The 26,116-nt window shown below is 61.0% G+C and carries 22 protein-coding genes; 12 read left to right on the forward strand and 10 right to left on the reverse strand.

What is annotated here, in order from left to right; genetic code table 11:
- Positions 1-126 precede the first annotated feature (126 nt).
- The 4 genes from HJO_RS08800 to HJO_RS08815 all read right to left on the reverse strand — a co-directional run bounded on the left by HJO_RS08800 (position 127) and on the right by HJO_RS08815 (position 6,512).
- Positions 127-2,412 (reverse strand): TonB-dependent receptor, encoded by a 2,286-nt coding sequence (locus tag HJO_RS08800; protein ID WP_162173807.1) that lies wholly within the window; start codon positions 2,410-2,412, stop codon positions 127-129.
- A 230-nt stretch (positions 2,413-2,642) separates the two neighbouring features.
- Entirely contained in the window at positions 2,643-3,971 is a 1,329-nt protein-coding gene (locus HJO_RS08805) for an MFS transporter (protein WP_035616274.1), read from the reverse strand.
- Positions 3,968-4,627, reverse strand: coding sequence for a carboxymuconolactone decarboxylase family protein (locus HJO_RS08810; RefSeq protein ID WP_156945523.1), 660 nt, complete (start codon positions 4,625-4,627; stop codon positions 3,968-3,970). Before HJO_RS08810 ends, HJO_RS08805 begins: the two co-directional genes overlap by 4 nt.
- A 157-nt stretch (positions 4,628-4,784) precedes the next feature.
- A complete protein-coding gene (locus tag HJO_RS08815) occupies positions 4,785-6,512 on the reverse strand; it encodes a thiamine pyrophosphate-binding protein (RefSeq protein WP_035616717.1) in 1,728 nt (575 codons plus the stop codon).
- A gap of 497 nt (positions 6,513-7,009) precedes the next feature.
- Here HJO_RS08815 and HJO_RS08820 point away from each other — a divergent pair, with 497 nt between their 5' ends.
- The 9 genes from HJO_RS08820 (at position 7,010) to HJO_RS08860 (ending at position 14,637) form a co-directional block, all read left to right on the forward strand.
- Complete coding sequence (locus tag HJO_RS08820; RefSeq protein ID WP_084141861.1) at positions 7,010-8,524, forward strand: flavin-containing monooxygenase; 1,515 nt, start codon at positions 7,010-7,012, stop codon at positions 8,522-8,524.
- On the forward strand, positions 8,521-8,919 hold the full coding sequence (locus HJO_RS08825) for a nuclear transport factor 2 family protein (protein WP_035616276.1): 399 nt from the start codon (positions 8,521-8,523) through the stop codon (positions 8,917-8,919). The genes HJO_RS08820 and HJO_RS08825 overlap by 4 nt, the downstream gene beginning before the upstream one ends.
- A gap of 43 nt (positions 8,920-8,962) precedes the next feature.
- On the forward strand, positions 8,963-9,214 hold the full coding sequence (locus tag HJO_RS08830; protein ID WP_035616280.1) for a biotin/lipoyl-containing protein: 252 nt from the start codon (positions 8,963-8,965) through the stop codon (positions 9,212-9,214).
- Positions 9,207-10,184: a thiamine pyrophosphate-dependent dehydrogenase E1 component subunit alpha gene (locus HJO_RS08835; protein WP_035616282.1), complete on the forward strand. Its 978-nt coding sequence runs from the start codon at positions 9,207-9,209 to the stop codon at positions 10,182-10,184. The genes HJO_RS08830 and HJO_RS08835 overlap by 8 nt, the downstream gene beginning before the upstream one ends.
- Positions 10,185-10,186: 2 nt before the next feature.
- Complete coding sequence (locus tag HJO_RS08840; RefSeq protein WP_035616284.1) at positions 10,187-11,158, forward strand: alpha-ketoacid dehydrogenase subunit beta; 972 nt, start codon at positions 10,187-10,189, stop codon at positions 11,156-11,158.
- 109 nt (positions 11,159-11,267) lie between these two features.
- On the forward strand, positions 11,268-11,684 hold the full coding sequence (locus HJO_RS08845) for a GlcG/HbpS family heme-binding protein (RefSeq protein ID WP_035616286.1): 417 nt from the start codon (positions 11,268-11,270) through the stop codon (positions 11,682-11,684).
- A 103-nt stretch (positions 11,685-11,787) separates the two neighbouring features.
- Positions 11,788-12,591: an acyl-CoA dehydrogenase family protein gene (locus HJO_RS17705; RefSeq protein ID WP_051618443.1), complete on the forward strand. Its 804-nt coding sequence runs from the start codon at positions 11,788-11,790 to the stop codon at positions 12,589-12,591.
- Positions 12,588-13,742, forward strand: a complete 1,155-nt coding sequence (locus tag HJO_RS08855; protein WP_035616288.1) for an acyl-CoA dehydrogenase family protein — start codon at positions 12,588-12,590, stop codon at positions 13,740-13,742. The genes HJO_RS17705 and HJO_RS08855 overlap by 4 nt, the downstream gene beginning before the upstream one ends.
- A 16-nt stretch (positions 13,743-13,758) precedes the next feature.
- The gene (locus HJO_RS08860) at positions 13,759-14,637 is read left to right on the forward strand and encodes a hydroxymethylglutaryl-CoA lyase (protein WP_035616290.1); all 879 of its coding nucleotides are present in this window, start codon (positions 13,759-13,761) and stop codon (positions 14,635-14,637) included.
- Between the two features lie 58 nt (positions 14,638-14,695).
- Here the strand turns inward: HJO_RS08860 and HJO_RS08865 are convergent, their stop codons facing one another.
- Positions 14,696-15,817: a CaiB/BaiF CoA transferase family protein gene (locus HJO_RS08865; protein WP_206741833.1), complete on the reverse strand. Its 1,122-nt coding sequence runs from the start codon at positions 15,815-15,817 to the stop codon at positions 14,696-14,698.
- Positions 15,818-16,388: 571 nt separating this feature from the next.
- Between HJO_RS08865 and HJO_RS08870 the strand changes: the two genes are divergently transcribed.
- From HJO_RS08870 to HJO_RS08880, 3 genes are read left to right on the forward strand one after another with little or no spacing between them, the layout of a single operon-like run.
- Positions 16,389-17,462 carry a phosphotransferase family protein gene (locus HJO_RS08870; protein WP_084141909.1) on the forward strand — a complete coding sequence of 358 codons (1,074 nt, stop codon included), beginning with the start codon at positions 16,389-16,391 and terminating at the stop codon, positions 17,460-17,462.
- A complete protein-coding gene (locus tag HJO_RS08875) occupies positions 17,459-19,162 on the forward strand; it encodes a class I adenylate-forming enzyme family protein (protein ID WP_035616294.1) in 1,704 nt (567 codons plus the stop codon). Before HJO_RS08870 ends, HJO_RS08875 begins: the two co-directional genes overlap by 4 nt.
- Positions 19,163-19,173: 11 nt before the next feature.
- Complete coding sequence (locus tag HJO_RS08880; RefSeq protein WP_162173808.1) at positions 19,174-19,578, forward strand: nuclear transport factor 2 family protein; 405 nt, start codon at positions 19,174-19,176, stop codon at positions 19,576-19,578.
- Between the two features lie 35 nt (positions 19,579-19,613).
- Here the strand turns inward: HJO_RS08880 and HJO_RS08885 are convergent, their stop codons facing one another.
- The 5 genes from HJO_RS08885 to HJO_RS08905 are packed head-to-tail and all read right to left on the reverse strand — an operon-like array spanning position 19,614 to position 25,795.
- Positions 19,614-20,312 carry a GntR family transcriptional regulator gene (locus HJO_RS08885; RefSeq protein WP_051618447.1) on the reverse strand — a complete coding sequence of 233 codons (699 nt, stop codon included), beginning with the start codon at positions 20,310-20,312 and terminating at the stop codon, positions 19,614-19,616.
- Between the two features lie 54 nt (positions 20,313-20,366).
- Positions 20,367-21,125, reverse strand: a complete 759-nt coding sequence (locus tag HJO_RS08890) for an SDR family NAD(P)-dependent oxidoreductase (RefSeq protein WP_035616298.1) — start codon at positions 21,123-21,125, stop codon at positions 20,367-20,369.
- Positions 21,122-22,492 carry a spinster family MFS transporter gene (locus HJO_RS08895; protein ID WP_084141865.1) on the reverse strand — a complete coding sequence of 457 codons (1,371 nt, stop codon included), beginning with the start codon at positions 22,490-22,492 and terminating at the stop codon, positions 21,122-21,124. The genes HJO_RS08890 and HJO_RS08895 overlap by 4 nt, the downstream gene beginning before the upstream one ends.
- Complete coding sequence (locus HJO_RS08900; RefSeq protein ID WP_162173809.1) at positions 22,473-24,890, reverse strand: TonB-dependent receptor; 2,418 nt, start codon at positions 24,888-24,890, stop codon at positions 22,473-22,475. Before HJO_RS08900 ends, HJO_RS08895 begins: the two co-directional genes overlap by 20 nt.
- 59 nt (positions 24,891-24,949) lie before the next feature.
- A complete protein-coding gene (locus HJO_RS08905) occupies positions 24,950-25,795 on the reverse strand; it encodes an SDR family NAD(P)-dependent oxidoreductase (protein ID WP_035616304.1) in 846 nt (281 codons plus the stop codon).
- Positions 25,796-26,116: the final 321 nt, after the last annotated feature.

Raw genomic sequence — 26,116 nt, forward strand, 5'->3', positions numbered from 1 at the left:
CTTCGAGGTCTAGCGGTCATTCTGGGATGCGCACATGCCGGCATTGAATACGAAAAAAGGGGATGGGCGCCAACGCGAGCGCCCATCCAGTGCACAAGGAGGAAATCTATCCTTGAAGGCATTCCATCAGAAGCGGCGGGTCCCGACGAGTGAGACTGACCGATATTCGTCCATCCAGTTCAGGGTGCGGGTTGTGTCCGTGATCGAGCCAGGGAACCGGAGTGAAGCCCCCCGCGTGTGCTCGTCGGTGAGGTTGCGTCCCACAAGGGCGACGCTCCAGCGGTCATCCTGCGTGGCCAGTTCGACACGGGCGTCAATCTTCGTCCATCCGTCCTGTACGCCCCAGACCGGGCTGTAGCCATCGGCAACGAAGTACTTGGACCGGAACTGGGCGTTGGCGCTGGTGGTCAGCCTGAACTGCTGGACGTCCATCTGGTGGTGGAAACCGATATTGCCGCTCCATTTGGGAGCAAACAGGAGCGGCGTGCCGGCGATATTGTGCGCGGCCAGGCTGTTTGCGTCAGAGGAGTCACATTCAGCCAGTGTCTCGGCCGTCAGGCAGGGTGCACCCGGATAGTCCCTGAATTTCGCATCGAGATAGGCCACATTGGCATTCAGCGTGAGATTGTCTGTCGGCAGCAGCTCGACTTCGAGTTCCACGCCCTCGGAGCGTGCCTCTGCCGCGTTGCGCGTGAAGAATGTGCGGCGGTCAGGATCGTACGCAGATTGCTGCAGGTCTTCGAAATCCATCCGGAATATCGCGAGATTGACGCTCGCCAGCCCGTCACCGAAGGTCGATTTGAGACCAAGCTCGTAGTTGGTCGAGCGTTCAGGTGCGAACTTGAAGCCGTCTGGCGCAACATTATAGGTGTTGGATACGAAACCACCGGACTTTGAGCCGCGCGCGGCGGTAGCATAGACCATGGTATCGGGTGTGATGTCGTATTGCACAGTCGCCGATGGATCCAGGTAATTCTCCGACAGGCTGCCGGACGTGCCGGGCCCGATCGGATTGAGCGGCGATCCTGAGACCGTGTATTGCGAGAACTCTGCATCCTTGTCGGTCTGGGAGTAGCGAAGCCCCGTGATCAGTTTCAGCTCGGGCGAAAAATTGAACGTTCCCTGTCCATAGGCAGACCATGAACTGCTATCCTGGAAGAAGTCAGTCGACTGATGGCCGGTCAGGGTGAATACATCGCGATAGTACGAATCCTGATGCAGGTGGTAATCGGATGTATCGTAGTAGACGCCGACGATATACTCGAGGAACTGCCCGAGCGGTGAAGCGACGCGCGCTTCAACGGACCACTGGTCGAAATCCTCGGGGAAACCGTTGCCGAACCGGGCATTGCCACCGTTTGCCGGAACGGTGCCGTCAGGTGCAACTTCATCATAGGCGGTAAACCGCGTCGTTTCGAAATGCGAGTAGCCGGAGATCAGCGTCAGCGTATGCTCTCCGATGCCGATGTCGGCATTGATTGCGCTGTTCCAGGTCTCGATGCCGCTTTCCTCGTCCAGGCCGGCACCGGCGTAGTTGTCCGAGATATAGCGCTCGTCACCGAAGTCTCCGTCATAGACGTCTTCGTCCAGCGACCCGGAGACTGTCACGCCCCCCTCGATGAGGTGGTCTCCATACTCGTTCTTGAACACGACATCGACGTCGCTCGACGGCTGCCAACGCAGGGTCAGTCGCGCCATCGTGTCGCGCAGTTGCGGATCATCTTCGCCATTGTAGAGGTTCTTGATGTAGCCGTCCTGGCGTGTGATCTTGCCGGCGAGGCGCATGCTCAACGTGTCTGTCACGGGGCCGCTGACAACGCCGGTGGCATTGTAGCCATTCCGCTCAAAGTCGTATCCCGCGCTGACATGGCCCTCGAACGTGTCGGTCGGGCGTTTCGAGATCAGGCTGATGGCGCCGGCCGCGGTGTTGCGACCAAACAGGGCGCCTTGCGGGCCGCGAAGAACTTCCATCCGCTCCAGGTCGAAGAAGGGCGCGCTGAACTGCGCGCCGCGTCCGCCGTAAATGCCGTCGAGGTAGACCGAAACTTCCTGGTCAAACGCGACATTGTTCGGGCCTGACCCGAAGCCCCGGATGAAGACCACCGGGTTAACGCCCGAATTCAGGACGGCCATGTTGGGCACGTAACTCTGGATGCTGCGCAAATCGGAAATTTGCAGGGCCTCTAGCGTCGCCCCCCGGACGGCGGTGATCGAGACGGGAACATCCTGCAGTTTCTGCTCGCGCTTTTGCGCCGTCACCACGATGACGCCCATCGACCTTTGCCGGTCGGTGGACGGATCCGCGCCGTTACCGTCGGCGCTGTCCTGCGCCATTGCTGTTGGACTGACCATGATCGCAGACGCGAGCGCCAAGCTGGATACCATGGTGCTGAAATTTGCTGGAATGCGCACTTTTTTCTCCCCGGATGCGGTCGCCCTCGACGTGGCGATCCTTACGATTGCATACACATACCAGAATAATTTGTTCTTGGAACCCGTATTCGCTCGCAATATTCAAATTATTGATGAGAATATAATGAATATTGCATGCAAATTAAGCAGATTGGATTACCGGGGGCAGGGCGGCTTGGGAGTTCCTGTCCAAAGCCGAAATCAATGTGCCATCGGATTGCCCGTTCACGTCAGGCCTGAGGCGAGGGGGCTGTGTTGCCCTCCAGGGAAAGCGCCAGGCGGCGTCCGGGGGCGAGTCCGATCAGGAACAGGATGACCGCGCCAAGGCCTGCGACAACTGTCATGGTCGCGAGCGCTTTTCCGATGCCCATCTCTCCCCCGTACAGGTTCTCAGCCAGCATCGCCGTAATCGTCGGCGCAATCCCAAACCCGGCGAGATTCACACAGGCTCCGAAGACCGCTGCCATGATCCCGCGCAGGCGGTTGGGTGCGAGCGACTGGACCATTGAGATCTGGAGTCCTCCCGTCATGCTGGCCACCGCCATGCCGAGGCAGAACAGCACGGAAGCCACAGTCAGGTTCGTGCTCAGATAGGCGCCAATGAACAGGGGCGTATCCACAATCACGGCGGCAAGCGAAACGAGGACGGGCGCTTCGATGCGACCGCGCCTGACAAGGGCATCCGCGATGGCGCCACCAGCCAGCAGGCCGATCGTCCCGCCCACGCCAAACCCGATTCCGAGCAGCAGGCCGACATCACCCGCGTCGAGCTGGTGCATGCGCATGAAGTGCACCGGTCCCCACACCATGAAGGAGTAGCCGATAATGGCATTGCAGGAGAAGGCCGCAAACAGCGGTCCGAGGCTCCGGGCATTTTTCGCCAGATAGATCCGGGCGTCGCGGAGTCCCGGGATATCGGTCGTTTCGCCGACGACCAGCTGGCGGGCGGGCTCGCGCACAGTGAGCGCGATCAGCAGGGCAACGAGCAGGCCGGGCAGGCCGATGATGATGAACACGAATTGCCAGGCCGAGAGGTCAGGCAGGAAGGGGAGTGACGGATCGGCCGTATTGGCCCAAGAGATCAACTGGCCGCCCATCATGATTGCCAATCCCCCGCCGACGGTCGCGCCGCACGCGAAGATGGCTGTTGCGACACTCCTGCGCGTGGTCTTGAAGTAGTCTGCAATCATTGAGTACGCAGAAGGGTTCAGGCTTGCCTCCCCGACTCCGATCAGGGAGCGGGCCACGAACAGGTGCAGGAAACTGCTGGCCAGGCCGCACGCGGCGGTTGCCAGGCTCCAGACCGAGATCCCGAACACGATCGCATTGCGCCGTCCGTGCGTATCCACCCAGCGGCCAAAGACCAGGGCAAAGCCAACGTAGAAGACTGCAAAGGCCGCACCGGCCAGGATGCTCACCTGCGTATCGGAGAGCGAGAGCTCGGCCTTTATCGGCTCGATCATCATGCTGAGCGCAAGCCGGTCAAGAAAGGAGAACGCGCTGGCCACCATCAGGCAGAAGACAACGTAATAGGGATAGGCGGCGCGAATGTTCGTCATGGCGCTTTGGGTCTCCGTGGCAGGGGTTCCGGCTCCGCATCGACGAATCGGTATTCCGGCGGGGATGGCATTTCGCGTACCCGCTCGTCGTAATCGTCATGCTCCAGACGAAGCGCCCGGATCATGCCGGCATTCATCATGAACATTGACGTGATGTAGGTGAGTTCGACGATCTGTTCCTCGTCGAAGTGCGCCTGGAGCTGGTCGAACAGCGGATCCGGCGTGCGGCCGTGGTCGAACGCGATGCAGTCTGCATAGGCGAGCACGACGCGTTCAGCGGCGTCGAATGCGTCGCTGGTCTGCCAGCAGCTGATGGCCGCGAGTGCGTCTTCCGAATAGCCCAGCCCGCGCAGGATCTTGCTGTGCTCGGAATACATCCACCGGCACGAACAGTCCCATCCGACGCGGCTGATTGCGAGTTCCAGGTATTTCAGCGGCACTTTGCGCTTCTTGGTCTGCTTGAGGTAAAACCCTTGCAGCGCATGCTCCAGGACATCCGGGGAATGCGCGAAGACCGCCTCGTAATTGCCGGGCGCGCCTGACGCCGTTTGCCCGGGCTCCGTTGCAGGATCCCGGCCCCGGAATTTCTTGTCGTAAATGAACTGGGCAACGGGGTCGTCGATGTCGGCGCGACTGACCAAACTGAGCCTTGGCATTGTTTACGATCCCCAGCAGTTGATATTCACTTGGCCAATCCCCTGTCCCTCATGCCTGCCACCAGGGTGAGGGGCAGGGTGGGCGTTGCCGCCCTGGACAGGCCCCGGCGAGAGTCCGGCCCGCTCCGCTCCGGGAGGGCCGGACTCCATTGTTCCGTCAGGCCTTGATGTTCGCGTAATAAGGTATCGGAACGTCACCTTCGCTGGCGCCATCGCCGACCATCATCTTGGTCCGCGGGTGCATCACTGCGGGATCGATGATCACGTTGAGGCAATAGGGCTTGCCTGATGCGAACGCCTCTTCGACGGCGGCGGCAAGATCCTCGTACCGGTCAATCCTCTTGGCCTCCAGGCCGAAGCCCTGCGCCACGACTTCAAACCGGGTGTCTTCAAGAGCGACGATGACCTCGCGCTGCTTGCCATAGAGGAGATTTTGCGCGTTGCGCGACATGCCCCATTCGGCATTGTTCAGGACGACCGTCACGATCGGCAATCCGTGACGCACCATCGTGTCAAATTCCTGGATATGAAACCCTGCCCCGCCGTCACCGGCAAAGCAGACGACCGGCCGCTCGGGTCTTGCTCGCGCCGCGCCGATCGCAAAGCCGGGGGAAATCCCGAGCGATCCAAGGTATCCGCACCGGAGATGTTGCCCCGCGCCGGGCGACCGGACGAGATCGCCAACCCAGTTGCCGGCTTCCCCGCCATCCGCGACGACGGCGGTGCCTGGTGGCAAGGCGTCCATGATGGCCGCGACCGCGTGCCCGGGGTGAATCCGGCCGGGGCCGGAGTTCTTGGGGGCATCGGCAAAGGCGTCTCTTGCGGACGAGCGATAGCTGCGCAGTTTCTCGGCCCAGCCATCATAATTCGGCAGGTCCGTTTTCTTCGCGGCGATCAGCAGCGCGTCGAGCGTTTCGCCGACATCGGCGACGATCGGCAGGTCGGCCATGCGAACCCTGCCAATCTCCTCGGGGTTGATCTCGATCTGGGCGACATAGGCCTCCGGCGGGATGACTGCCCCCATGGCGCCCCCCAGGAACATGCCCATGCGCGCACCGACCAGCAATACGGCATCGGCGGGCGAGCCGGACCCGGCCGCTTTGGCGAGTGCTGCTGCTGCCCCGGCGTAATAGGGGTGATCGTCAGGAAGGACACCCAGCGCCTTCTGGCTCGCAATGACCGGAACGCCGGTCTTCTCGGCAAGCTGGCGCAGGCGATCGCCGGCATCTGTGAGCATCGCGCCGCCGCCTGCAATGATCACGGGGCGTTTCGCGTTGCGGAACATCTCCATGATTTTCGCAATTGCGTCGGGGGTTGGCGCAGGCCGAATCGGGCGCGCCCACTTGGTCGTGTCTGGCGGGGTTTCGTCCGTGGGCCAGAACATCACGTCGATCGGAATTTCCAGGAAAACGGGCCCGGGTGCGCCCATCAGTGCGATCTCGCCAGCGCGCCGGATGAATTCGACAATGCGGCCGGGATCAGTGACCCTTTGCGCCCACTTGGTGACGGGCTTGGCCATTGCGACTGCGTCGAACCCGCCTTGCAGCGTGTTGATTTCAGCTTCGCGGGCCGGTGCGGCGCCAGCGATGAACAGTGTCGGGATTCGGTCCAGATAGGCATTGGCCATTGCCGTCAGGGCGTTCGTGAAGCCGGGCCCCGCAGTCACGGCGCATACGCCCAGCTTGCCGTTGGAGGCGCGAGCATACCCGTCTGCTGCGTGGCCGGCTGCCGCTTCGTGGCGTGTATCGGTCAGGCGAATTCCGAATTCATCGCAAGCCATGAACAAGGGATCGAGATGACTACCGTGCAAGGCAAAGACTTCGGTCACGCCGAGTCCGGCCAATGCGGCGGCGGCGAGTTCACCTGCTGCGCGTTTCTTTGTCACTGATTCCTCCAAAGCTCTGATATCTATACCTGTTGCCTATGCGACCATTAACACCAGCGCAAGCAATTTGTATGCAATCCAGAAAAATCTTCAAGGCCGATTCGGGCAACTTCCGGCGTAATCTCCGGCCAGTGCGTGGCCCGCTTGAAAGCGTGTGGGTATCTCCTCTGCGCGGCTGGCGCAGGCAGGGGCTGCAATGCGGGTGACTGCCCGTGTATCTAAGAGAGGTGGAGCCAATTGGTCGCCCTGTCGCGCGCCGGCCCTAGCCTGACCCAGGGGCAGTTTCCGGCGGCATCGGTCGTGGATTTCCGCAGCCTTGCGCCTGGCCGTCCGGAGATTCCTGCCAACTTGAACAAATGGGTTGAACCAACCAATATTGGATGCAATATGGTTGCGAGCGCAACCGCATACTAGGTATCGCATCGTCAACGACAAGAGTCTTGGGGGAGATGATGACCCAAGTTGCGGAAATCGGACCAGGATTGGAAGGTCAAGACATGGGCAGGTCGATACGCGTTGCGGTGATCGGTGCGGGAATGGCCGGGATACTGGCCGCCATCAAGTTGCGCGAGCGCGATATCGAATGCGTGGTGTTCGAAAAAGGCGACAGTGTCGGCGGTACGTGGCGCGAGAACCAGTATCCGGGCCTGGCATGCGATGTCGCTGCGCACTGGTATACCTACTCTTTCGCGCGCAATCCCGAATGGGATTCCCTGATGGCCGAGGGCAAGGATATCCGCGCCTATTTCGAGCGCGTCGCGCGTGACTTCGGCATCATGCCCCTGATCCGATTCAATGACGAGGTCGTGCAGCTTCGCTTTGATGAAGCCGGATGGGACCTTCTTACTGCCAGCGGCCACACAGACCGTTTCGATGTCGTGATCGCGGCGACTGGCGTCCTGCACCATCCCAACATCCCGCATTTCGACGGAATCGAAACCTTCAGCGGCGCCGCCTTTCACTCCGTGCATTGGGACCATGACGTAGAACTCGACGGCAAGCGAATCGGTGTCATCGGGACCGGCTCGACCGCCGCGCAGCTGACATCGGCACTCGTTCCCCGGGCGGATCAGTTCCAGCTGTTTCAGCGGACCGCACAGTGGGTGATGCCGCGGGAAAACATTTCCTACACCGAAGAAGACAAGGCGCGATTCCGGGAGAACCCGGCGGTCCTGGAAGAATTGGTGCGCGAGCTGCGAAGCAAGACACTGGAAGGTTTTGCGAATGCCGTCATCGACTATGATTCGCCCGAACTCGCCGCGATAGAACAGCTGTGCCAGGAAAATCTCGAAACCATCCGTGACCCGGACTTGCGACAGCGCCTGACGCCCAGCTATCGCGCAGCCTGCAAGCGCCTGGTCATTTCCAATACATTCTACGATGCGATCCAGCAGCCAAACGCCGAACTGGTAACGTCGCCGATCGAACGGGTGGAGCCGGAAGGCCTGAGAACCGCTGATGGACAGCTGCACGAACTGGATGTCCTGGTTCTCGCGACCGGCTTCAAGGTCGACCGGTTCATTCGCCCGACCCGGGTGATCGGCCGGAACGGTGTCGATCTGGACGCTGTGTGGGCAGACGGCCCCAAGGCTTATCTCTCGATGAGCGTCCCGGATTTTCCCAACTTCTTCCTTCTCAACGGGCCAAACAGCCCGGTTGGAAACTTTTCGCTGGTCGAAGTGGCCCAACACCAGATCGAGTATATCCTGCAATTGGTCGACGGCATTCGCCGCGGCGAATACACGGAAGTCAGCGCCACCGAAGAAGCCATGCAGCAGTTTGAGACGGAGCGCTGCGAAGCGGCACAGAAAACCGTGTGGGTCACCGGGTGCGACAGCTGGTATCTGGACAAGCAGGGCGTTCCCGCATCGTGGACCTTCTCGTATGATCGGTTCGAGCAGGAAACCAAGGCGCCGCGCATGCAGGACTATCAGGTGCACGCGGCCCATTCATCGACAGCAAGCCAAGGTGGAGTCCGCGAACAGGACCAGGCCGGGAGGAGAGTGAAATGATTGACCGAGACCAGATCGAAGCCGCACTGCGTCGTTTGAACGAGGCTGAGAATGCGCGTCCAAGCACCGGTGTCGAAGCAGTCAGCGCCAAGATCGATATGATCATGGCGCCCGATGTCGAGGGATGGCGAAATGGTGTGCACGTTCCGGACCGCGCAACGGAACGAGAAGTCGAGCGCAAGGCTTTTGGGGCTTTGACCGACTACAATCGCACGATCGAGCGGACGATCATCGATCCACCGCTCGCGTCCACCGGCTGGACGATCCACGGCACATTCGAAGGGCGCGAAGTCCGCGCAGCGGGAAGTTCGATCTTCGAATTCAACGATGCCGGCCGGGTCCAGAAATACTGGATGTATTTCAATCCCGAAGACTTCTTTTATCGGTCCCGATAGCAGCGCTCCGCGCTGAAAGCTCAATACACGGAGAAAATGATCAATGGCTATCAGGGTGAAACTTCCAGACATCAGCATGGGTGTGACGGAAGCCACGATCGTCGGCTGGCTGAAAAATGTCGGAGACAGGGTTGAGGCAGGCGAGCCGCTTGTCGAGGTCGAGACGGCCAAGTCCACATTGGAGGTGGAGTCGCCCGCAACGGGCGTGCTCACCCACATTACCGCCGAAGTGGGCGCCGAAATCGAAATCGGGGCCGAGATCGCCGTCATCGAGATGGAGCGCCAGGTTGCTTGATCGTGCCCAACAACTCCAGCTCTTCACCAGGATGCTGTTGATCCGCAGGTTCGAAGAAGCGCTGATCGCGCATAATCCGGTGGGGCACCTGAGCATCGGCCAGGAGGGGGCGATCGTCGGCGCCTGCATGGCGCTCCGGGACGATGACTATGTGACGGGAACACACCGTTCGCATGGCCACCCCATCGGCAAGGGCGCCGACATCAACCCGCTCATGGCGGAAGTGTTCGGGAAGAAGACCGGCATCTGCAAGGGGCTCGGCGGATCGATGCACCTGACGGATACAAGCCGCGGCCTGATCGGGGAGTCGGCGATTGTCGGAGGCGGGTTCCCGATTGCCACGGGCGCCGGCCTCAGCATTCAGGTGCGTGAAACAGACCAGGTCAGCCTCTGCTTCTTCGGCGACGGCGCGGCCAATCAGGGCACGTTCAGTGAAAGCATCAACATGGCGGCGATCTGGAAGCTGCCGGTCATCTATTTTTGCGAAAACAATGGCTATGCTGTCACCACGTCGGTTGAGAAATCTCATGGCCAACCGGATATCGCCCGCCGCGCTGACGGCTATGGCATTCCGGGCATCATCGTGGATGGGCAGGATGCCGAAGCCGTCCATGCTGTCACCCAGGAAGCCGTGGACCGCGCAAGGGCGGGAGAAGGGCCAACGCTGATCGAGGCGAAAACCTACCGCTTCGACGAACATTCAAACCGGCTGGCCATTCCGATCGAATACCGAAGCAAGGAAGAAATTGAGTATCATCGCAACGAGCGCGATCCGATTTCCCTTTATCGCGCCACGCTGCTTTCGCGCGACCTTCTCGCTGATGTCGAGCGGATCGAGCAGGAAGTGGCCAAGACGATCGACGCGGCCGTCGAATTTGCGCGTGAGAGCCCGGAACCGGACATGGAAGATGTCTGGGATTGCATGTTCAGCAATCCGATAAACTTCCCGGCCTACGAAGGTGAGCTCTAAGCATGCGAAATTCAGTCCAGAAACTATCCTACCTTCAGGCGATCATTGAAGCAGAGCGCGAAGAGATGCAGCGCGATGAGAACGTCATTCTCATGGGCGAGGACATCGCCGTGTATGGTGCCCAGTCATTGGTCGAGGAATTCGGCGAAAAACGGATGCGCAACACGCCGATTTCCGAAAACAGCTTTGTTGGCGTCGGTGTCGGCGCCGCACTCACCGGCCTGCGGCCGATTGTCGACCTGACCATTGCCAGCTTCTGTTATCTGGCATCCGATCAGATCATCAACCAGGCCGCCAAGTTGCGCTTCATGACCGGCGCACAGCTGAAGGTGCCGCTCGTGGTCCGCACAAGCACTTTCTACAATAATCGCACGGCGGCCCAGCATGCTGACCGGCCCTACCCTCTTTTCATGAACACGCCGGGCCTGAAGGTGCTTGCGCCGGCAACGGCCAGTGACGCCAAAGGCCTGCTGAAGGCCGCAATTCGTGATGACGACCCGGTTATCTTCTTCGAGGACATCAATCTCTGGGGCAAGAAGGAAGACGTCTCCACCGATGTCGACCTGCTCGTTCCCATCGGCAAGGCCGCCGTGAAGCGGTCGGGGTCCGATCTGACGATCGTATCCGTCGCGGGGTGCCTGCCTCATGCGCTCGCTGCTGCCGAAGTGTTGGCGGGCGAAGGCATCAACGCCGAGGTGATCGATCTGCGGACGATTGTTCCCATGGACAAGGAAACGATCCTGACGTCAGTCGCAAAGACCGGCCGCCTGGTCATCGTAGACAATTCGCACAAGGTTGGCAGCGTCGCATCGGAGATCGCCGCTGTCGTCTCCGAAGAGGCCTTCGAGAGCCTGCGCAAGCCGATCCAGAGAGTCGCCACGCCGCAGGTCCACATTCCCTACAATGGCGCACTGGAGAAGCGGCTCTTCGCGAGCAAGGATCGAATCCTGGAAGCTGTGCGCGTCATCATCTGAAGATCTGGGCAAGCCGCGGGGCGCACAAGGCGCCCGCAATTGATGACTGCCCCAATGTTAGCAACGTCGACAAGACCACCTGTGCAAGACCTCAAAGGAGAACGCCGAAATGTCAAATACCGTAACCCGTCTTTCCATTACTCAATCTGCCTGTGACCGCCTGATCGAGGCCGCAACGGCGAAGGCGCTCGAGATCGGTGTGCCGATGGTCATTTCGATCGTCGACGAATCGGGCACCCTCAAAGCATTCCGCCGGATGGACGGGGCGGCACTCCTGTCGGTCGATATCGCAACCAACAAGGCATACACGGCCGTCAGCTTCGGCATTCCGACTCATGGATGGTTCGATTTCATCAAGAACGACCCACCGCTGCTCCAGGGCATCGTTCACACTCCGCGCTTGGTGGTTTACGGCGGTGGGTATCCGATCAGTGAGCAGGACCAGGTCATCGGTGGGATCGGCCTCAGCGGCGGCCACTATGAGCAGGACATGGTGGTCGCGGAAGCGGCACTCGCGGCCCTTTAGGGCCCGCCCTTTCCATCGCGCAGGTTCAGCGGATGCGGCACGGACGTGTCGCATCCGCCCTCGCGGCCAGTAAACAGATTGCGGGACAAGGGCGGGACGCTCAGTGCAGGACGTATCCACACTACTTCTAGATTCAACGCAGCGCCTGCTCAGCGATCTCTCGGAGCGCAACGCGTCCCGAACAGCCGATGCCGCTGACCTCTCGGCAGATTGGCACCAGATCGAAGAAATGGGCTTGCCGCTGGCGTTCGTGGACGAGGCGCACGGTGGCCTTGGGCTTGACCAGAAGACGGCGTTCGAACTTGTCAGGATGTGCGGTCGGCATGTTCTCGCTCACCCGATTGTCGAGACAATGCTGGCAAACCATTTTTCCGTGACGGCGGGAGGCGCGCTGTGCGACGGGCCGGTACATTCATTGGGCAAGCTGACGCGAATGCAGCAGGAACTGGCGGCGTTGGCCAGGGCGATGCAGATGGCAGGTGCGCTCGAAACGATCCTTGCCATGACGATCTCCCATGTCGAGGAACGCAGCCAGTTCGGGCGACCGATTGCAAAGTTCCAGGCCGTCCAGCATTCGCTCGCCTTGCTGGCCAGTGAAGTCGCTGCGGCAACGGCCGCAGCCGATCATGCCGTTGGCCGCTTCGAAGAAGACGCGGATACCGCAACGCTGGCAATCGGTATCGCCCGGGCGCGTATCGGTGAGGCGTGTTCAAAGGTTTCAGCGCTGGCTCACCAGCTGCACGGCGCCATTGGGTACACCCGTGAGCACCGTCTGCACCACTTCACCACGGCTGTCTGGAAATGGCGGGATGAATTTGGAACGCAATCCTGGTGGACCCGGCGCGTCGGTCAGATGGTGCTGGCGAATGGGCGCGGAGAGTTCTGGCCAATGGTGACAAGCGCATGACGAAAATCATTTTTCCAGCGCCCGTGGAGAGCGAAGCTGCAGAACAATTGCGCGCTGACGTGCGTGCATTCCTCAACGACGCCCTGGCGGACCGGACCCCGCTCCAGCGCGCCGAAAGCTGGAGCGGGTTCGACCGCGATTTCAGCCGGGCCATCGGGCAGCGCGGCTGGTTGGGCATGACCTGGCCCAAGGAATATGGTGGCGGAGAGCGCAGCACGTTCGAGCGCTATGTCGTCGTTGAGGAAACATTGGCCGCAGGCGCGCCTGTTGCCGCGCACTGGTTCGCCGACCGGCAAAGCGGCCCGACGCTCCTGCGCTACGGCACCGAAGCGCAGAAGCACGCGATCCTGCCGCGTATCGTCGCTGGTGAATGTGTTTTCTGTGTCGGCATGAGCGAGCCCGATGTCGGGTCTGACCTCGCGGCGACGCGCACCCGTGCAGAGCGCCAGGGTGATGGATCGTGGAAGGTGAACGGCACCAAGCTGTGGACGACCTATGCGCACGAATCCGACTACATGATCCTGTTCTGTCGCACGTCGGGTGGGCCGGCGGACAGGCACAAGGGCACCAGCCAGCTGCTGGTCGACATGAAGCAAACTGAAGGCGTCAGTGTACGGCCGATTATCGACCTCATGGGGCGGCATCATTTCAACGAAGTGCATTTCGAAGATGCCGTGCTTCCGGCCGATGCCTTGCTCGGCGAGGAAGGGCAAGGCTGGGCGCAGGTCATGGGCGAGCTGGCCTTCGAGCGTTCGGGGCCGGAGAGGTTCCTGTCCTCGATCCAGTTGCTGACCGAGCTGATCGGCGCATTGCAGGACAGCAAGGGCGCCGCGGCGGAAGCCGCGATCGGCAGGCTGTTCGCGCACCTGGTGACCCTTCGCCATATGTCGCGCGGGGTGGCAGCCCTTCTGGAGGCCGGCGAGAATCCGGGAATCCATTCTGCCATCGTCAAGGACCTGGGCGCTGCTTTCGAGCAAGACCTGCCCGACATTGCCCGCAGCCTTGTCGATGAAGAACCGGACTTGCAGAGCACCAGCAATTTCGCCGCCGTTCTCGCGTACACCATGATGGCAGCGCCGGTCTTTTCCCTGCGGGGCGGAACACGGGAAATCCTGCGTGGCATCATCGCGCGACAGCTTGGTCTGCGCTGACCAGAGGAGATTCATGATGGTTGAATATGTCGAAGTGGCGCCGCGTGACGGTCTGCAGAATGAACCGGTCAGCTTGTCCGTGGACCAGAAGGTCGCACTGATCGAAAAGGCAATCGCGGCAGGCGCGCGGCGGCTGGAAGTGGCCAGCTTTGTGCGCCCCGATGCGGTTCCGCAAATGGCCGGCGCCGAAGACGTTGTTGCCAGACTGGTACCCGGCGCGGCGCGCTATATCGGTCTCGTGCTCAACAAGCGCGGTGCCTTCCGGGCGCTTGCAACCAATGTTCACGAGGTCGGTTTCGTCTGTGTGGCAAGCGATACATTTGGCATGCGGAATCAGCGACAGACCAGTGAGCAGTCGCTGTCGGAGGCGGGCGATGTCATGGCAATCGCGCAAGGTGTGGGCCGCGCCGCCCACGCCATGATCGCCGTTGCATGGGGATGCCCCTTCGAAGGCGCAACGTCCCCTGACCGGGTGCTGGCCATGGCTGAAATGCTCGCGGAGCAGGGCAGCATGGAGGTAGGCCTCGCCGATACGATCGGCATCGCAAGGCCGGACGAAGTTGAATCGCTGACCCGGCGCGTGAAGGCAGTGGTCGCGCCGATTCCGGTTCGGGTGCACCTTCACGACACGCGCGGCATGGGGGTGGCCAATGCAATGGCCGCAATCGCCGGCGGCGCGAGCATCATCGACGCCGCCATCGGCGGGACGGGCGGGTGCCCGTTTGCGCCGGGCGCAGCGGGCAATCTGGCGACCGAAGACCTCGCCTACGCGCTGGGCAAAGGGCTCGACGTCGATCTCGATGCGGTGGTCCAAACTGCCGTGTGGCTGAACGAACAATTATCGCGCACGTGTTCCAGCGCCCTTGTCCGCGCGAGTCTGGCGAGCGCGGGCTGAGGCCTCTGGGGGCAGGGTGCCGACAGTCTGATCGCCGCGCCGCCGACGCGGCGGTCGATCACTCGCTGAGCCAGCGCTTCCTTATTTCATCAGTATCCTGCCCGATATGGCGCGGCGCGCTGCGGCGGACGGTAGACGGCGTGCGCGACAGTTTCGGGAAAGGGGCCTGCATCGGAACCGGACCCAGTTCCGGATCGTCGACTGTGATGATGGCCTCGCGCGCGGCGAAATGGGGATCGGACAGCATGTCCTCCGCATCGAGGATGCGCCCGGCAGGGACACTGTGCTCGATCATCAGCGCTTCGAGTTCGTCGACCGTCAGAGTCGCGGTCCAGACGTTGATCATGCCGTCGAGTTCTTCCTGGTTGCTGCCGCGGGACGTGTGAGTGGAGAAACGTGCATCCTGGGCGAGTTCAGGGCGGCCCATCGCCTGGCACAGGCGGGCAAACACGCTGTCCTGGTTTGCCCCGATCAGGAATTCCCCGTCACGGCACTGATAGACATTTGATGGCGCAATGCCCGGCAATTTGGAACCCGTGCGTCCTCGCTTGTGGCCCGCGACCGCCCACTCCGGAATGAGGCCTTCCATGACTTGCAACACCGATTCATAGAGTGCGACATCGACAATCTGGCCCTTGCCACTTGTCTTCCGCTCGTGAAGCGCGGCGAGCGCGCCCATGCAGCCATAGCTGGCGGCCAGCGTGTCGCCGATCGAGATACCCATCCGGGCCGGCACCCGATCGGGTTCTCCCACGATCTTCCGCCATCCGCCCATCGCTTCGGCAATGCCGCCGAAACCAGCGCGGGATGCGTAGGGCCCGGTCTGTCCATAGCCGGACACCCGAACGACAATCAGGCGTTCGTTCATCTTGACCAGGTCCTGGGGATCAAGCGCCCACCGTTCCAGCGTGCCCGGACGGAAATTCTCGATCAATATGTCGGCTTTTGCGATCAACTGGCGGGCCAGATCTTGCCCGTCCGGGGTCTTGAGGTCTGCGACAACGGAAAACTTGTTGCGTGCAATCACCTGCCACCAGACAGGCTTGTCGCCCTGGCCCCAGGCGCGCATCGGATCACCGCCTTTCGGTGGTTCGATCTTGACGACCTCGGCCCCCATGTCGCCGAGCAGCTGCCCGCAAAACGGGCCGGCGATGAGCTGGCCCAGTTCGACAACGCGCAAGCCGGCTAGCGGCCCTTCTCTTTCACTCGATCCTGTCAATTTAAATATACCGTCTGTTTCGAAAATTGGGTGTCAATATCCTCTGGGACGAAGCCAGGGTGCTTGGTCTTTCTGAGCGGTGCGTCTGGCCACGGTGTCCGGAAATTGCATCCTCAGGCGGCGTGGGCATGTCCGCAAAGTGCGCCGCAAGAACCGGGGGGCGCTTCTGCCTGTTACCGAACACCAGCAATCGCCTGCACAATCCCGTGAATTCCCGGCTGAAATCAAAATCGGATGCAGTTGGAGGCGTGCGGCGCTCCATTGGTTTTCCCGGACCGACGTGAATCATTGCATGGGCCGTGCGGGGACCGACGAGCCGAAATAGGCTGTAAATGCAGGTAGATGAACCAATTTTTGCGTCAATTGCCACAATATCCCCTCTTGGTGCAGGCCGGGTTCCAAAAGATTTCATGCTTTTGCCCTGCTTTGTTTTCTGATTTGAATTTGACCGGATTGCATGCAAAATGCAAGGGTAATGTACCAACACCAATCGGCGCGACCCGACTGGACGCTTATGACCGGAGGGGAAAACATGTCTTCACAATCGACTGCCGACGCGGGCGTGCTGCCGCGCGCCGGCGATATTGACGCCAAGGCTGCGCAGCGGCTGGAACAGTGGTTGAAACGCGAGGTTCCGGCGCATGATGGTCCGGTCTCAATCGCCCGGTTCGCAGGGGGCCAGTCCAACCCGACTTTCCGGCTCTCCACTGCGCACGGCGACTATGTTCTTCGGCGCAAGCCGCCGGGTGCCTTGTTGCGGTCGGCGCACGCCATCGAGCGGGAATATGAAGTCATGGCGGCGCTTGGCCCCAGGGGTTTCCCTGTTCCCCGCACCTTCGGTATCTGCCTGGATGAATCGGTTATCGGGTCGGCCTTCTATGTGATGGAGCTGGTCGAAGGCCGTATCCTGTGGGACCCCAAATTGCCCGGCATGGCGCCATCCGAACAGCGCGCCATCTATGATGCGCAGATTGATGCCCTTGCCGCACTTCACCGGATCGACCCGGAAACGGCCGGATTGTCGGACTTCGGCAAGCCGGGCAATTATTTCGCCCGGCAGGTTTTCCGCTGGACCAGTCAGTATCAGGCCTCCGAACCGGCAGATGACGAACACATGCAGCGTTTGATGGCCTGGCTGCCTGAAACGATGCCGCCCGAGGTGCCTGCCCGGATTGTCCATGGCGACTACCGTATAGACAACATGATCCTGAAGCCTGACCGGCCCGAGATTGCGGCCGTGCTGGACTGGGAATTGTCCACACTGGGCGATCCCATCGCTGATCTGACAAATTTCCTGATGATGTGGCGCATGCCTGCCGGCGAACGCACTGCGCTGCACGCGGTCGATTTCGATACGTCGGGCATTCCGACAATGGAGGAAGCACTCGACCGATACCTGGCGGCATCGGGCAGCGTGCTTGATCGACCGGTGGACTGGTACATTGCCTTCAACCTCTTCCGGCTCGCTGCCATCCTGCAGGGTGTGGCCGGTCGTGCGGCCAGGGGGCAGGCGAACAATGAGCGAGCCCTGGCGGCGCAGAGCCGGGTTGGGCCACTGGCGCGTGCCGCCTGGGAGAGCGCTCGCCGGGCTGGAGCACCGGCATGAACTGGCCAGTTTGCAGTATTGCCGAAGCCCGCGCCGCCCTGACGAAGACGGGCGCCCCTTTCGAGACGCGCGACGAAAAAATCGGCGACGATGTGTTGCGGACATACGTTCATGCCCCGTCGCATATAAGGCAGGTTCTCGATGACAGTCGTCGTTTCGCGGATCGCGATTTCCTTGTCTATGAAGGTGACCGCGTCACTTTCGAGGCTCATTGGCGTGCCGCCAATGCATTTGGCAGGGCGCTGGCCGAGCGTTACGGAATCGAGAAGGGTGACCGTGTGGCAGTGGCCATGCGGAATTTCCCGGAATGGCCGGCCTGTGCTTTTGGCGCATTGGCGATTGGTGCCATCCTCGTGCCGCTGAATGCGTGGGAAACAGGTGCGGGGCTGGCGCGCATGATCCGTGACAGCGGCGCGAAAGTGACGGTTGTTGACAGTGAACGCCTCGAGCGCCTGCAGGGCGAGGAGCATGGCTCGACCCTGATCACGGTCCGCGACGGCGGCGGGGATGACCGCTTCGAGCGGCTGGTCGGCCCGGTTGCCGAATGGTCAATGCTTCCGGACCGGCCCGCGCCCGACCGCACACTTGCCCCGGACGACCTCGCGACAATCGGGTTCACATCCGGCACGACGGGCGCGGCAAAGGGCGCGCTCGGCACGCATCGCGGCGCCATGACAAATCTCGTCAGCACGCAGTACCGCGCTGCGCGGGCGGCGTTGCGCAGAGGCGATTCCTGGCCGCCTGCTGCCGCGAAAGAGCAGCTGGTCGTGCTGCTGCCGCTGCCCTTCTTCCATGCGACGGGCATGCATTCCGGACTGGTTCCCGCTCTGGCGCGCGGCACGCGGCTTGTGGGGATGCACCGCTGGGACCTGGAAAAGGCGCTGGCACTGATTGAAGCGGAACGCGCCAACATTCTCGTGCTTGTGCCGACATTGGTCGAACAGCTGCTGCAACATGTGCCTGACGGGGGCATGGAGGGACTGGAGAGCGTGCACACCGTGACATATGGCGGGGCACCGGCCTCGGCCGATCTTGCCGCCGGCGTGCAGTCGCGCTTCCCGGGCGCGTCTCCGGCACAGGGGTACGGGGCGACAGAGGTGACGTCGCTGATTGCGTCGAACAGCCATGAAGACCTGATCGCACGCCCGGATAGCGTCGGCACGGTGGTGCCATGTTGCGATATCAGGATTGTTGACGACCACGGCAACGACGTCGCCACGGGCGCGCCTGGCGAACTCTGGGTCAGGGGGCCAAACGTGTTCCGAGGATACTGGGAACTTGAAGATGCAACGTCGGCAGTCAAGCAAGGCGCCTGGTATCGAACCGGCGATATCGTGACGATGGATGAGGAGGGGTTCATCTTCGTCAAGGATCGGAAGAAAGACATGGTGATCCGTGGCGGCGAGAACATCTACTGCGCCGAGGTGGAGCAGGCGATCGGTCGCATTTCGGGTGTCGTCGAATGCGCGGTATTCGGGTTGCCCGACAAGATCATGGGCGAGATTGTCGCTGCGACCGTGGTTGCACACACGCAAGCGGGCCTGACGGCGCAGGGCGTCCGGGACCGCCTCGCGGCCGACCTGGCCGCGTTCAAGGTGCCAACGGTCGTCTCCGTGGTCGACGCGCCTCTTCCACGCAACGCCGCAGGCAAGGTCCTGAAGCACAAACTTCGTGACGAAATGCAGGTTGAACAAGCATGACGGGAAGCAAGATGACCAATGTTGATGAAACGCCAGAGATGGCGGCGGGAAGGTTGCTGTTTGACACAGTCGAGAATGGAGACCTTGAGCAACTTCACGATATCTTCGCACCGGGTGCTGTGGTGTGGCACAATACGGACAATGCGTTGACGGACATTCCGACAACGATCCGCAACCTGGAAACCATTCGCGCCAGCGCGACCGAATTCCGGTATGAAGATATCCGGCGCAAGGCCACCGTCGATGGGTTCGTGCAGCAGCATACATTGGTTGTGAAAATGCCGGGCGGGCGCACCATTCACGACATGGGGTGCTGCATATGCACCGTCGTGGATGGCCGCATTACGCATATGGACGCCTATCACGACTCCGCGGCAACAGGCGCGATGGCCCACAAGGCTACTGACGAGGTGTGAGTTAGCCGGGGCAGGCACAAAGTGCAGGCGCCCGGCTAGTCGCTGGAGTCCTCGTCGTGGGTGTCCTCTTCCGGCTCGCTTCCGGACATCGTGGTTTTGCCTGCATTTTTCATCAAGGTATTCCGCGCCGAAAGAATGTGCGCTGTCATGATCGCACCCGACCAGTCCCGATCCTTTGCCTCGAGGGCGTTGGTCAATTCGATATGCTGTGCGGCCGACCGCCGAATCTGTTCAACCGAATAGGACCGGAACGTGTTGAGGACCAGAGGGACCTCGACGATGCTGCCGAGCAGGGTGCGTAGGCGTTCGTTCCCGCTCGCATCCAGTACCAGTTTGTGGAACTCGTCATTCAGCGCGGTAACCTGTTCCGGATCAGGTTTCTCCGTCAGCGTGATGGCCTGCATCTCGTCAGCGATCCGCCGCAATTCCTGGAGTTGCAGATCCGAGATCTGCGATGCCGCTTCGCGCGCGGCGAAGCTCTCGAGCAGGATACGGAGATCGTATATCTGTTCGATCTCGCGCTTGCTCCACGTCGCGACAAACGCGCCGCGATTGGGAATGAACTGGATCAGCGCTTCGGCGTGCAGGCGGCGCATCGCCTCTCGGACGGGCGTCCGACTCAAACCGGATTCTTCGGCCAGGGCCTGGGCGGTCAGGTGGGAACCCGGGGGATATTTCCCCTCGCGAATGCCGTCCCGAATTGTTTCGTAGGCGATGTCTACTGCTTTGACCAAGAGTCTCTGCCTTTGCGATTGCGTTCGTGCCTTGTCGGCGTCGATCCGGTTAATCTATTGAATCCACCACTCATGCTGTCCTCGCGGCACCCGGTAGGCACCGTCCAGCCGGATAACGCTCCCATTCAGCATCCGATTGCATCCGATATGCTCCACCATTTCAGCAAATTCAACTGCTTGGCCGGGCCGGTCGGGATAGACGACCTGTTCGCGCAGCCAATCTACCATGGGGCCGCGCGCTTTAGAGAACATCGGCGTTTCGAAAATTCCCGGCGCGACTGTCATCACCCGGATGCCGTATCGGGCAAATTCACGGGCGAGGGGAAGGGTCATGGCATTTATCCCTCCCTTGGCCGCAGCATAGGCCGCCGTGCCGATCTGGCCCTCCATGGCGACGATCGAGGACGTGTTGATGATCACGCCCCGTTCGCCCTGATCGTCAGCCTCGTTCTCCATCATCCGTCCGGCGGCCGCTCTGGCAAGATTGAAGCTGCCCAGGGTGTTGACTTCCAGGACGCGGCGAAAGGTTGCGCCGTCGACCCGTGAGTCCGGTCCGGCGCTCAACCCGGAGCCTCCGGTGCCCGTAGTGTTCAACACCAGGCGCAGTGGGCCCAATTGGTCTGCCAGGGCGTTCACCGCTTCTGTCACCTGCGGCTCGTCTGAGATATCCGCAGCGACGAAAGGGGCGTCGTCGCAAGGGTTCAGGTCCATGACCCCGACCTTCATCCCCTTCCGAACGAGATGGCGGACTGTTTCCGCTCCAAGACCCGACGACCCGCCCGCGACGATCGCGGCTGCTCCATTCAAGTTCATTCCGTTTCACCCTTTTCAGCAAGAGAGATCTGCCGCCGCAAACCAATGCTTGCAGCAAAGTAGCAGGCGGCCGACAGCAAGCCGGCCAACGGGGCGCACAGCAGGGCGGTCCGCAGGCCATCCGCTTCCCCCTGGATCGCGGCAAAATGATCGCTCAGGATCCCGATCAGGAATGGTCCCAGGCCAAGGCCGATGGCGCTGCTGACGAACAGGTTGATCGCCAGTGCGGTGGCGCGTGTCGGCGCTTCGGCAAGGCGTTGCAGGGCGAGGGTGCCCGGGCCGGCCCACAGGTTCGAGAAGAAGCCTGCAATGAAAAAGATGCAGAGCGATGCGCGCACGTCCGGAACCGAGAACATCGCAAAATAGCCGGCCGCACACAGCGCTGACCCGATGGCTGAAATGAAGACCAACCAACGTGCGTCGATGCTGCCGAGCCGATTACCGAGCTGTCCGCCGACGATTGCGCCGATTGCGCCTCCGGCGCCGCCCAGCAGGCCGAGGCCGAGACCGATTATGGCGATCGGCTCGAGACCGAGCGAGGTGCTCAGGGTCTCAAGCTGTGCCTTGTGGACACGCAGGTAGAATGATGCCGCAAAGGCCATGGATGCGTAGTTTGTGAAACTCAGCAGCCCGCAGCCCAGCATGACCAGCACGAACGGACGCCGGCTGAGCAAGCGGCCAAGGACGGTCTTCAGGGGAGGCGGGGCAGGGGGCGCCTCACGCCGGGACAGGCGTGGGTCGCGCAAGGTTCGAAGCACCAGTGCGCCAACCAGCAGACCGGGCACGCCAGCGGCCACAACTGTCCAGCGCCAACCGATTTGTGAGACAAGAAGCCCGCCGGCAACAAGGCCGAGGGCTGCCCCGACGGGTGCGCCGAGCCAGAAAATGGCGAGTGCACTGGAGCGCTTCTCGGGCGGAAACTCGTCGGCGATCAGGGATTGCGAAGGCGGGCCGCAACCCGCTTCGCCGACACCGACGCCAACGCGCATGGCCAGCAACTGCACGAAGTTGGTCGCCGCACCGCTCGCCGCAGTGAACGCGCTCCAGACAAGCACCGCAATCCCGATGACACGGACGCGATTGCCGCGATCTGCCACGCGCGCAATGGGAACGGCAACGACGGAATAGAGAAGCGCGAACGACAGGCCGGTCACCGCGCCGAGTTGCGCGTCGGAAAGGCCGAGATCCCGCTTGAGAGGCTCGGCGACGATGTTGATGATTTGCCGGTCCAGCAGGTTGAGCGCGTAGGCAGCAGCCAGCAGGCCCAGCATCCAGGTGCGATACGTGCCCTTGCCGGACATGTGAGGCGCCGCCGGGCTGGTTGGCCCGGCGGCGACAGGGTGGCTTTTAGCTTCCGAAGAAGACATTCAGCTTCACTCCCAGGGTCCGATTGGAGTCAAGCGCGGGTATGTTCGAATACCCCAGTGTAGACAGTGGATCCGTCCCGTAATTGCCCGAGTCAAAGGGTGTACGGAAAATACCGGCGACGAACTTCTCATCCAGAAGGTTCCGCCCGAACACGGCAATCCGCCAGGACTGGTCGTTGGGCATATAGCTAATCTGTCCGTTCAGAAGGCCATATCCCTCGTTGATCGCATTTGTGTCTGCGACAACGCCGTAGGTTTCCGAGCGATAGTTCCAGTCAGCATGGAAATCGAGCGTGCCCTGGGTTCCAACTGGAACGGAGTAGTCACCGCTAAGCGTGTAGGTCCATTCCGGGGAATAGATCTGAGGATAACCGCTTGCGTTGAACTGGGGTGGCGCATCGGCCGGCAGGCCCGGTTGGATGTAGTTACATTCTCCGATCGGGTTTGCCGGGTTCGTGTACTGATCGTAGCACTGCACGGCAAACTCGGTGAACTCGGTCGGAATGTAAGAGACGCTGGCTCCGAATTGCAGGTTCGGTGTGGCCTGCCATTGAGCATCTGCTTCGATGCCCTTGGTTTCCAGGCCACCAGCGTTGGTCGTCGTATAATAGTAGACCGGCGGTGTGCCGACCCGTTGCTGCCCCTGGAAATCATCGTAAGTCGTTTTGAAGACGTCGACATTCAGGTTGAGTGTGCCGTCGAGCAGCGTCGACTTGATGCCAGCCTCCCAGGACTTGGACGTTTCCGGGCGAACCAGTTCCTGCGGCCTGTTTGCCGGATAGGCGATCAGCGGGCCTTTGTATCCTCGGGCATAGCTCGAGTAGATGTTGATATTAGGCGTGACATAGTATTGCGCAGTGAGTTTGTAGGTAAATTCATCCGCACTGGTCGCCGCCGTTGTGGGGGTCGGCGGTGTGTCGGATGGATGGCAGTCACCGCCAAATGCGAAAGCCGTTGCGCACATGAACGGCAGGTCGAAATACCTGATCGTCTGCTCCACGTCGTCGCTCGTGTAACGGCCACCAGCGATCAGTGTAAGGCCCGGAGAAACTTCCGCTTCAAGCTGGCCGAAAATGGCCGTGCTCTCGGTTTCTGCCTGAACGTCGACAGCATAGCCGCTGGCCGCGCCTGGCCCGATCGCCACCGCTGAAAGAATAAAGGGGCTTTCGTCCGGCAGGAACGTCAGTTTGCCGCCGTTCGTGCCGCGCTGGAATGGCGTGGCGTGGTAATAATAAGCACCTAACGTGTAGTTGAATATGTTCCGTTCACCGTTGAGGCGCAGTTCCTGTGTAAACTGGTCGCCGCCCGAAGTGTTGTGGTTGTAGCTGTATACTTCAGTCGGTGTAGCGTCCGTGTCGACAGCGATCCGCTGTTCCAGGTCGCGATAGGCGGAGATGGAGGTTATCGTTCCGATCGGGGTGTCCCAATTGGCTTCCATTGAAAGGGATGTGTTGGTCTGGCGCGTGTAGTTCTTGCCGTCCCAGGCTCCTGCCATATTCTCCGGACCGGCTACGATGTCGAACGCGGCCAGTTCATCGCACGGCACAAAGCCGAGGAACCCGCTACCGCATTCACGCAACGTCCATGCGCCGTTCGCATCATCGATCAGGCGGCGGTATTCGCCGGTGAACAGCAGTGACAGCGAGTCGGTTGGCTCGACGAGCAACTTGCCCCGGAAGCCAAGGCGCTCATGGCTCCAGATGTCCTGATTGGTGAGGCGGTTCTCAACGAAACCGTCGCGCTGTTGGTAGACGCCGTTCACGCGCAGCGCGGCTTTCTGGCCCAAGGGGACATTGAGCGTGGCGGACGAGTTGGTCTCGTTGTCCGTACCGTAGGAAATTGCGGCTTCCAGAGTCGTTTCGTTCAGCTGCGGATTTTTCGTGATGATCTGAATAATACCGGCAGAGCTGTTTTTCCCGAAAAGCGTGCCCTGGGGCCCCTTGAGAACCTCGATCCGCTCAATGTCAGTCATCGTCTGGTAGCTTGGGCCGGCGAACGAGACTTCCGGAAGGCCCTGCACCACGCCGTCAATGACCAGTCCGACGGACTGTTCCGCGGTCATGAGAAGGGATTGCGTGCCAATGCCGCGGATATTGAAGCCGCCGCCGAAATTGGAGTTGAAATTGACGCCCGGAGACAGGTACTGGATGTCGGCGATCGCGGTGTAGTTCGAGTCAGCGAGCGCAGCTGCATCAATCACCGAAATCGCGATTGGCACGTCCTGCAGGCTTTCTTCGCGGCGCTGGGCCGTAACGGTGACTTTCTTGAGGTGGGTCGTCGCATCTTCAACGACTTCGTTTGTCTCGGCCTCGTTTGCGGCCTGGGCTTTCGCCTCTGTCGACAATACCAGCAGACTTACGCCTGCCAGCAGTAACGCTCTTTGATACCTGGTCTTCACTTTCTTCCTCCCATTGATTTTCTGATAGTCCGGCACGGGGTGCTGGCGTGTTTCAGGCGCTAGACCCGCATGCCTCCGTCCACGATTAGAGTCTGTCCGGTCATGAAGCTGGCATCGGAGCTGCCAAGAAACGCAGCAACGGAGGCCATCTCATCCGGTCTCGCCGCCCGTCCGAGCGGAATCCTCGCCGATATGAATTTCGCCATGATGTCTTCCGGCGAGGAATTCGGGTCCTGCTGCGCGAGCGTTTCGTAGCGCTGGCGAACGTAGGGTGTCAGGGTAATGCCGGGCGCGAAGGCGTTGACACGAATGCCGTCTCCCGCGACTTCGAGCGCCAGGCTGCGGGTCAGCGCGGTAATGCCGAACTTCGCTGTCGAATAGGCTGAAAGGCCCGCAACACCGTGGTAGGCGCTTGCCGAGGAGGTGCTTACAATTGCGCCCCCCGGTCTCTTTCGCATGATCGGGATCGCGTGTTTCGCGCACAGGTATACTGACGACAGGCTGATATTGAGTGTGTAGTCCCAGTCCGTCCGCGTCAGGTCCGTTACGGGCGTTTGCTCGACCGGGCCGGCGCCGGCACCGCCACCGGCATTTGCGAACAGGACATCAATACCGCCCAGTTCCCTGGATATTTGCACCATCGCCGCAGCGATTTCGGCTTCGTCGGTGACGTCGGCGCGGACAGCCAGTCCTGCCTCACCGACGTCGCTCAGGGATGCGGCGACCTCTTGCAGCGACTCAAAGCTTCCAAACCTGGCGTTCGGCACCGCGGGATCGTCACGGCAGATGTCGATGACAGCGACCCGTCCACCTTCGGAGGCAACGCGGCGGGCAATCGCCTCACCGATCCCTCCGATCCTGCCTGCTCCGGTAATGACGGCAACTTTCCCCTCGAAGCGTCGCATCAGATCCGCTCGATAGTCAGTGCGCTGCCTGTACGGGAGGCAGTCGATCGAACGGGTGCCTGCTTCGCCGTGATGGCGAGCGTTCCGAGGCGTTCGCGAGGAGGAAGGCAATTAACCTGCAGGGGCACGTTCAGTATCTCCCCGATGTCCGATTTGTTGAAAACAGAAGGCTTGTGGTTTCTCGTTGGAGCGACCCTACCCAATAGCCAAATTGCATGCAACATCAATTATCAATTTGGATACAATTTTCGATTTTGTGTGATAAAAATATAAAAAATCAAATAAAAACAAAGATTAAAAGAGCGGGTCCGAATTCAGGAA

Source organism: Hyphomonas johnsonii MHS-2 (genome assembly GCF_000685275.1).
Classification (GTDB): Bacteria; Pseudomonadota; Alphaproteobacteria; order Caulobacterales; family Hyphomonadaceae; genus Hyphomonas; species Hyphomonas johnsonii.

Bases quoted from the DNA above. Each gene is read 5' to 3' on its own strand.
- HJO_RS08805 (WP_035616274.1), bottom strand. From the start codon at position 3,971: ATGACGAACATTCGCGCCGCCTATCCCTATTACGTTGTCTTCTGCCTG.
- HJO_RS08810 (WP_156945523.1), bottom strand. From the start codon at position 4,627: ATGCCAAGGCTCAGTTTGGTCAGTCGCGCCGACATCGACGACCCCGTT.
- HJO_RS08820 (WP_084141861.1), top strand. From the start codon at position 7,010: ATGGGCAGGTCGATACGCGTTGCGGTGATCGGTGCGGGAATGGCCGGG.
- HJO_RS08825 (WP_035616276.1), top strand. From the start codon at position 8,521: ATGATTGACCGAGACCAGATCGAAGCCGCACTGCGTCGTTTGAACGAG.
- HJO_RS08830 (WP_035616280.1), top strand. From the start codon at position 8,963: ATGGCTATCAGGGTGAAACTTCCAGACATCAGCATGGGTGTGACGGAA.
- HJO_RS08840 (WP_035616284.1), top strand. From the start codon at position 10,187: ATGCGAAATTCAGTCCAGAAACTATCCTACCTTCAGGCGATCATTGAA.
- HJO_RS08845 (WP_035616286.1), top strand. From the start codon at position 11,268: ATGTCAAATACCGTAACCCGTCTTTCCATTACTCAATCTGCCTGTGAC.
- HJO_RS08855 (WP_035616288.1), top strand. From the start codon at position 12,588: ATGACGAAAATCATTTTTCCAGCGCCCGTGGAGAGCGAAGCTGCAGAA.
- HJO_RS08860 (WP_035616290.1), top strand. From the start codon at position 13,759: ATGGTTGAATATGTCGAAGTGGCGCCGCGTGACGGTCTGCAGAATGAA.
- HJO_RS08870 (WP_084141909.1), top strand. From the start codon at position 16,389: ATGTCTTCACAATCGACTGCCGACGCGGGCGTGCTGCCGCGCGCCGGC.
- HJO_RS08875 (WP_035616294.1), top strand. From the start codon at position 17,459: ATGAACTGGCCAGTTTGCAGTATTGCCGAAGCCCGCGCCGCCCTGACG.
- HJO_RS08880 (WP_162173808.1), top strand. From the start codon at position 19,174: ATGACCAATGTTGATGAAACGCCAGAGATGGCGGCGGGAAGGTTGCTG.
- HJO_RS08890 (WP_035616298.1), bottom strand. From the start codon at position 21,125: ATGAACTTGAATGGAGCAGCCGCGATCGTCGCGGGCGGGTCGTCGGGT.
- HJO_RS08895 (WP_084141865.1), bottom strand. From the start codon at position 22,492: ATGTCTTCTTCGGAAGCTAAAAGCCACCCTGTCGCCGCCGGGCCAACC.
- HJO_RS08905 (WP_035616304.1), bottom strand. From the start codon at position 25,795: ATGCGACGCTTCGAGGGGAAAGTTGCCGTCATTACCGGAGCAGGCAGG.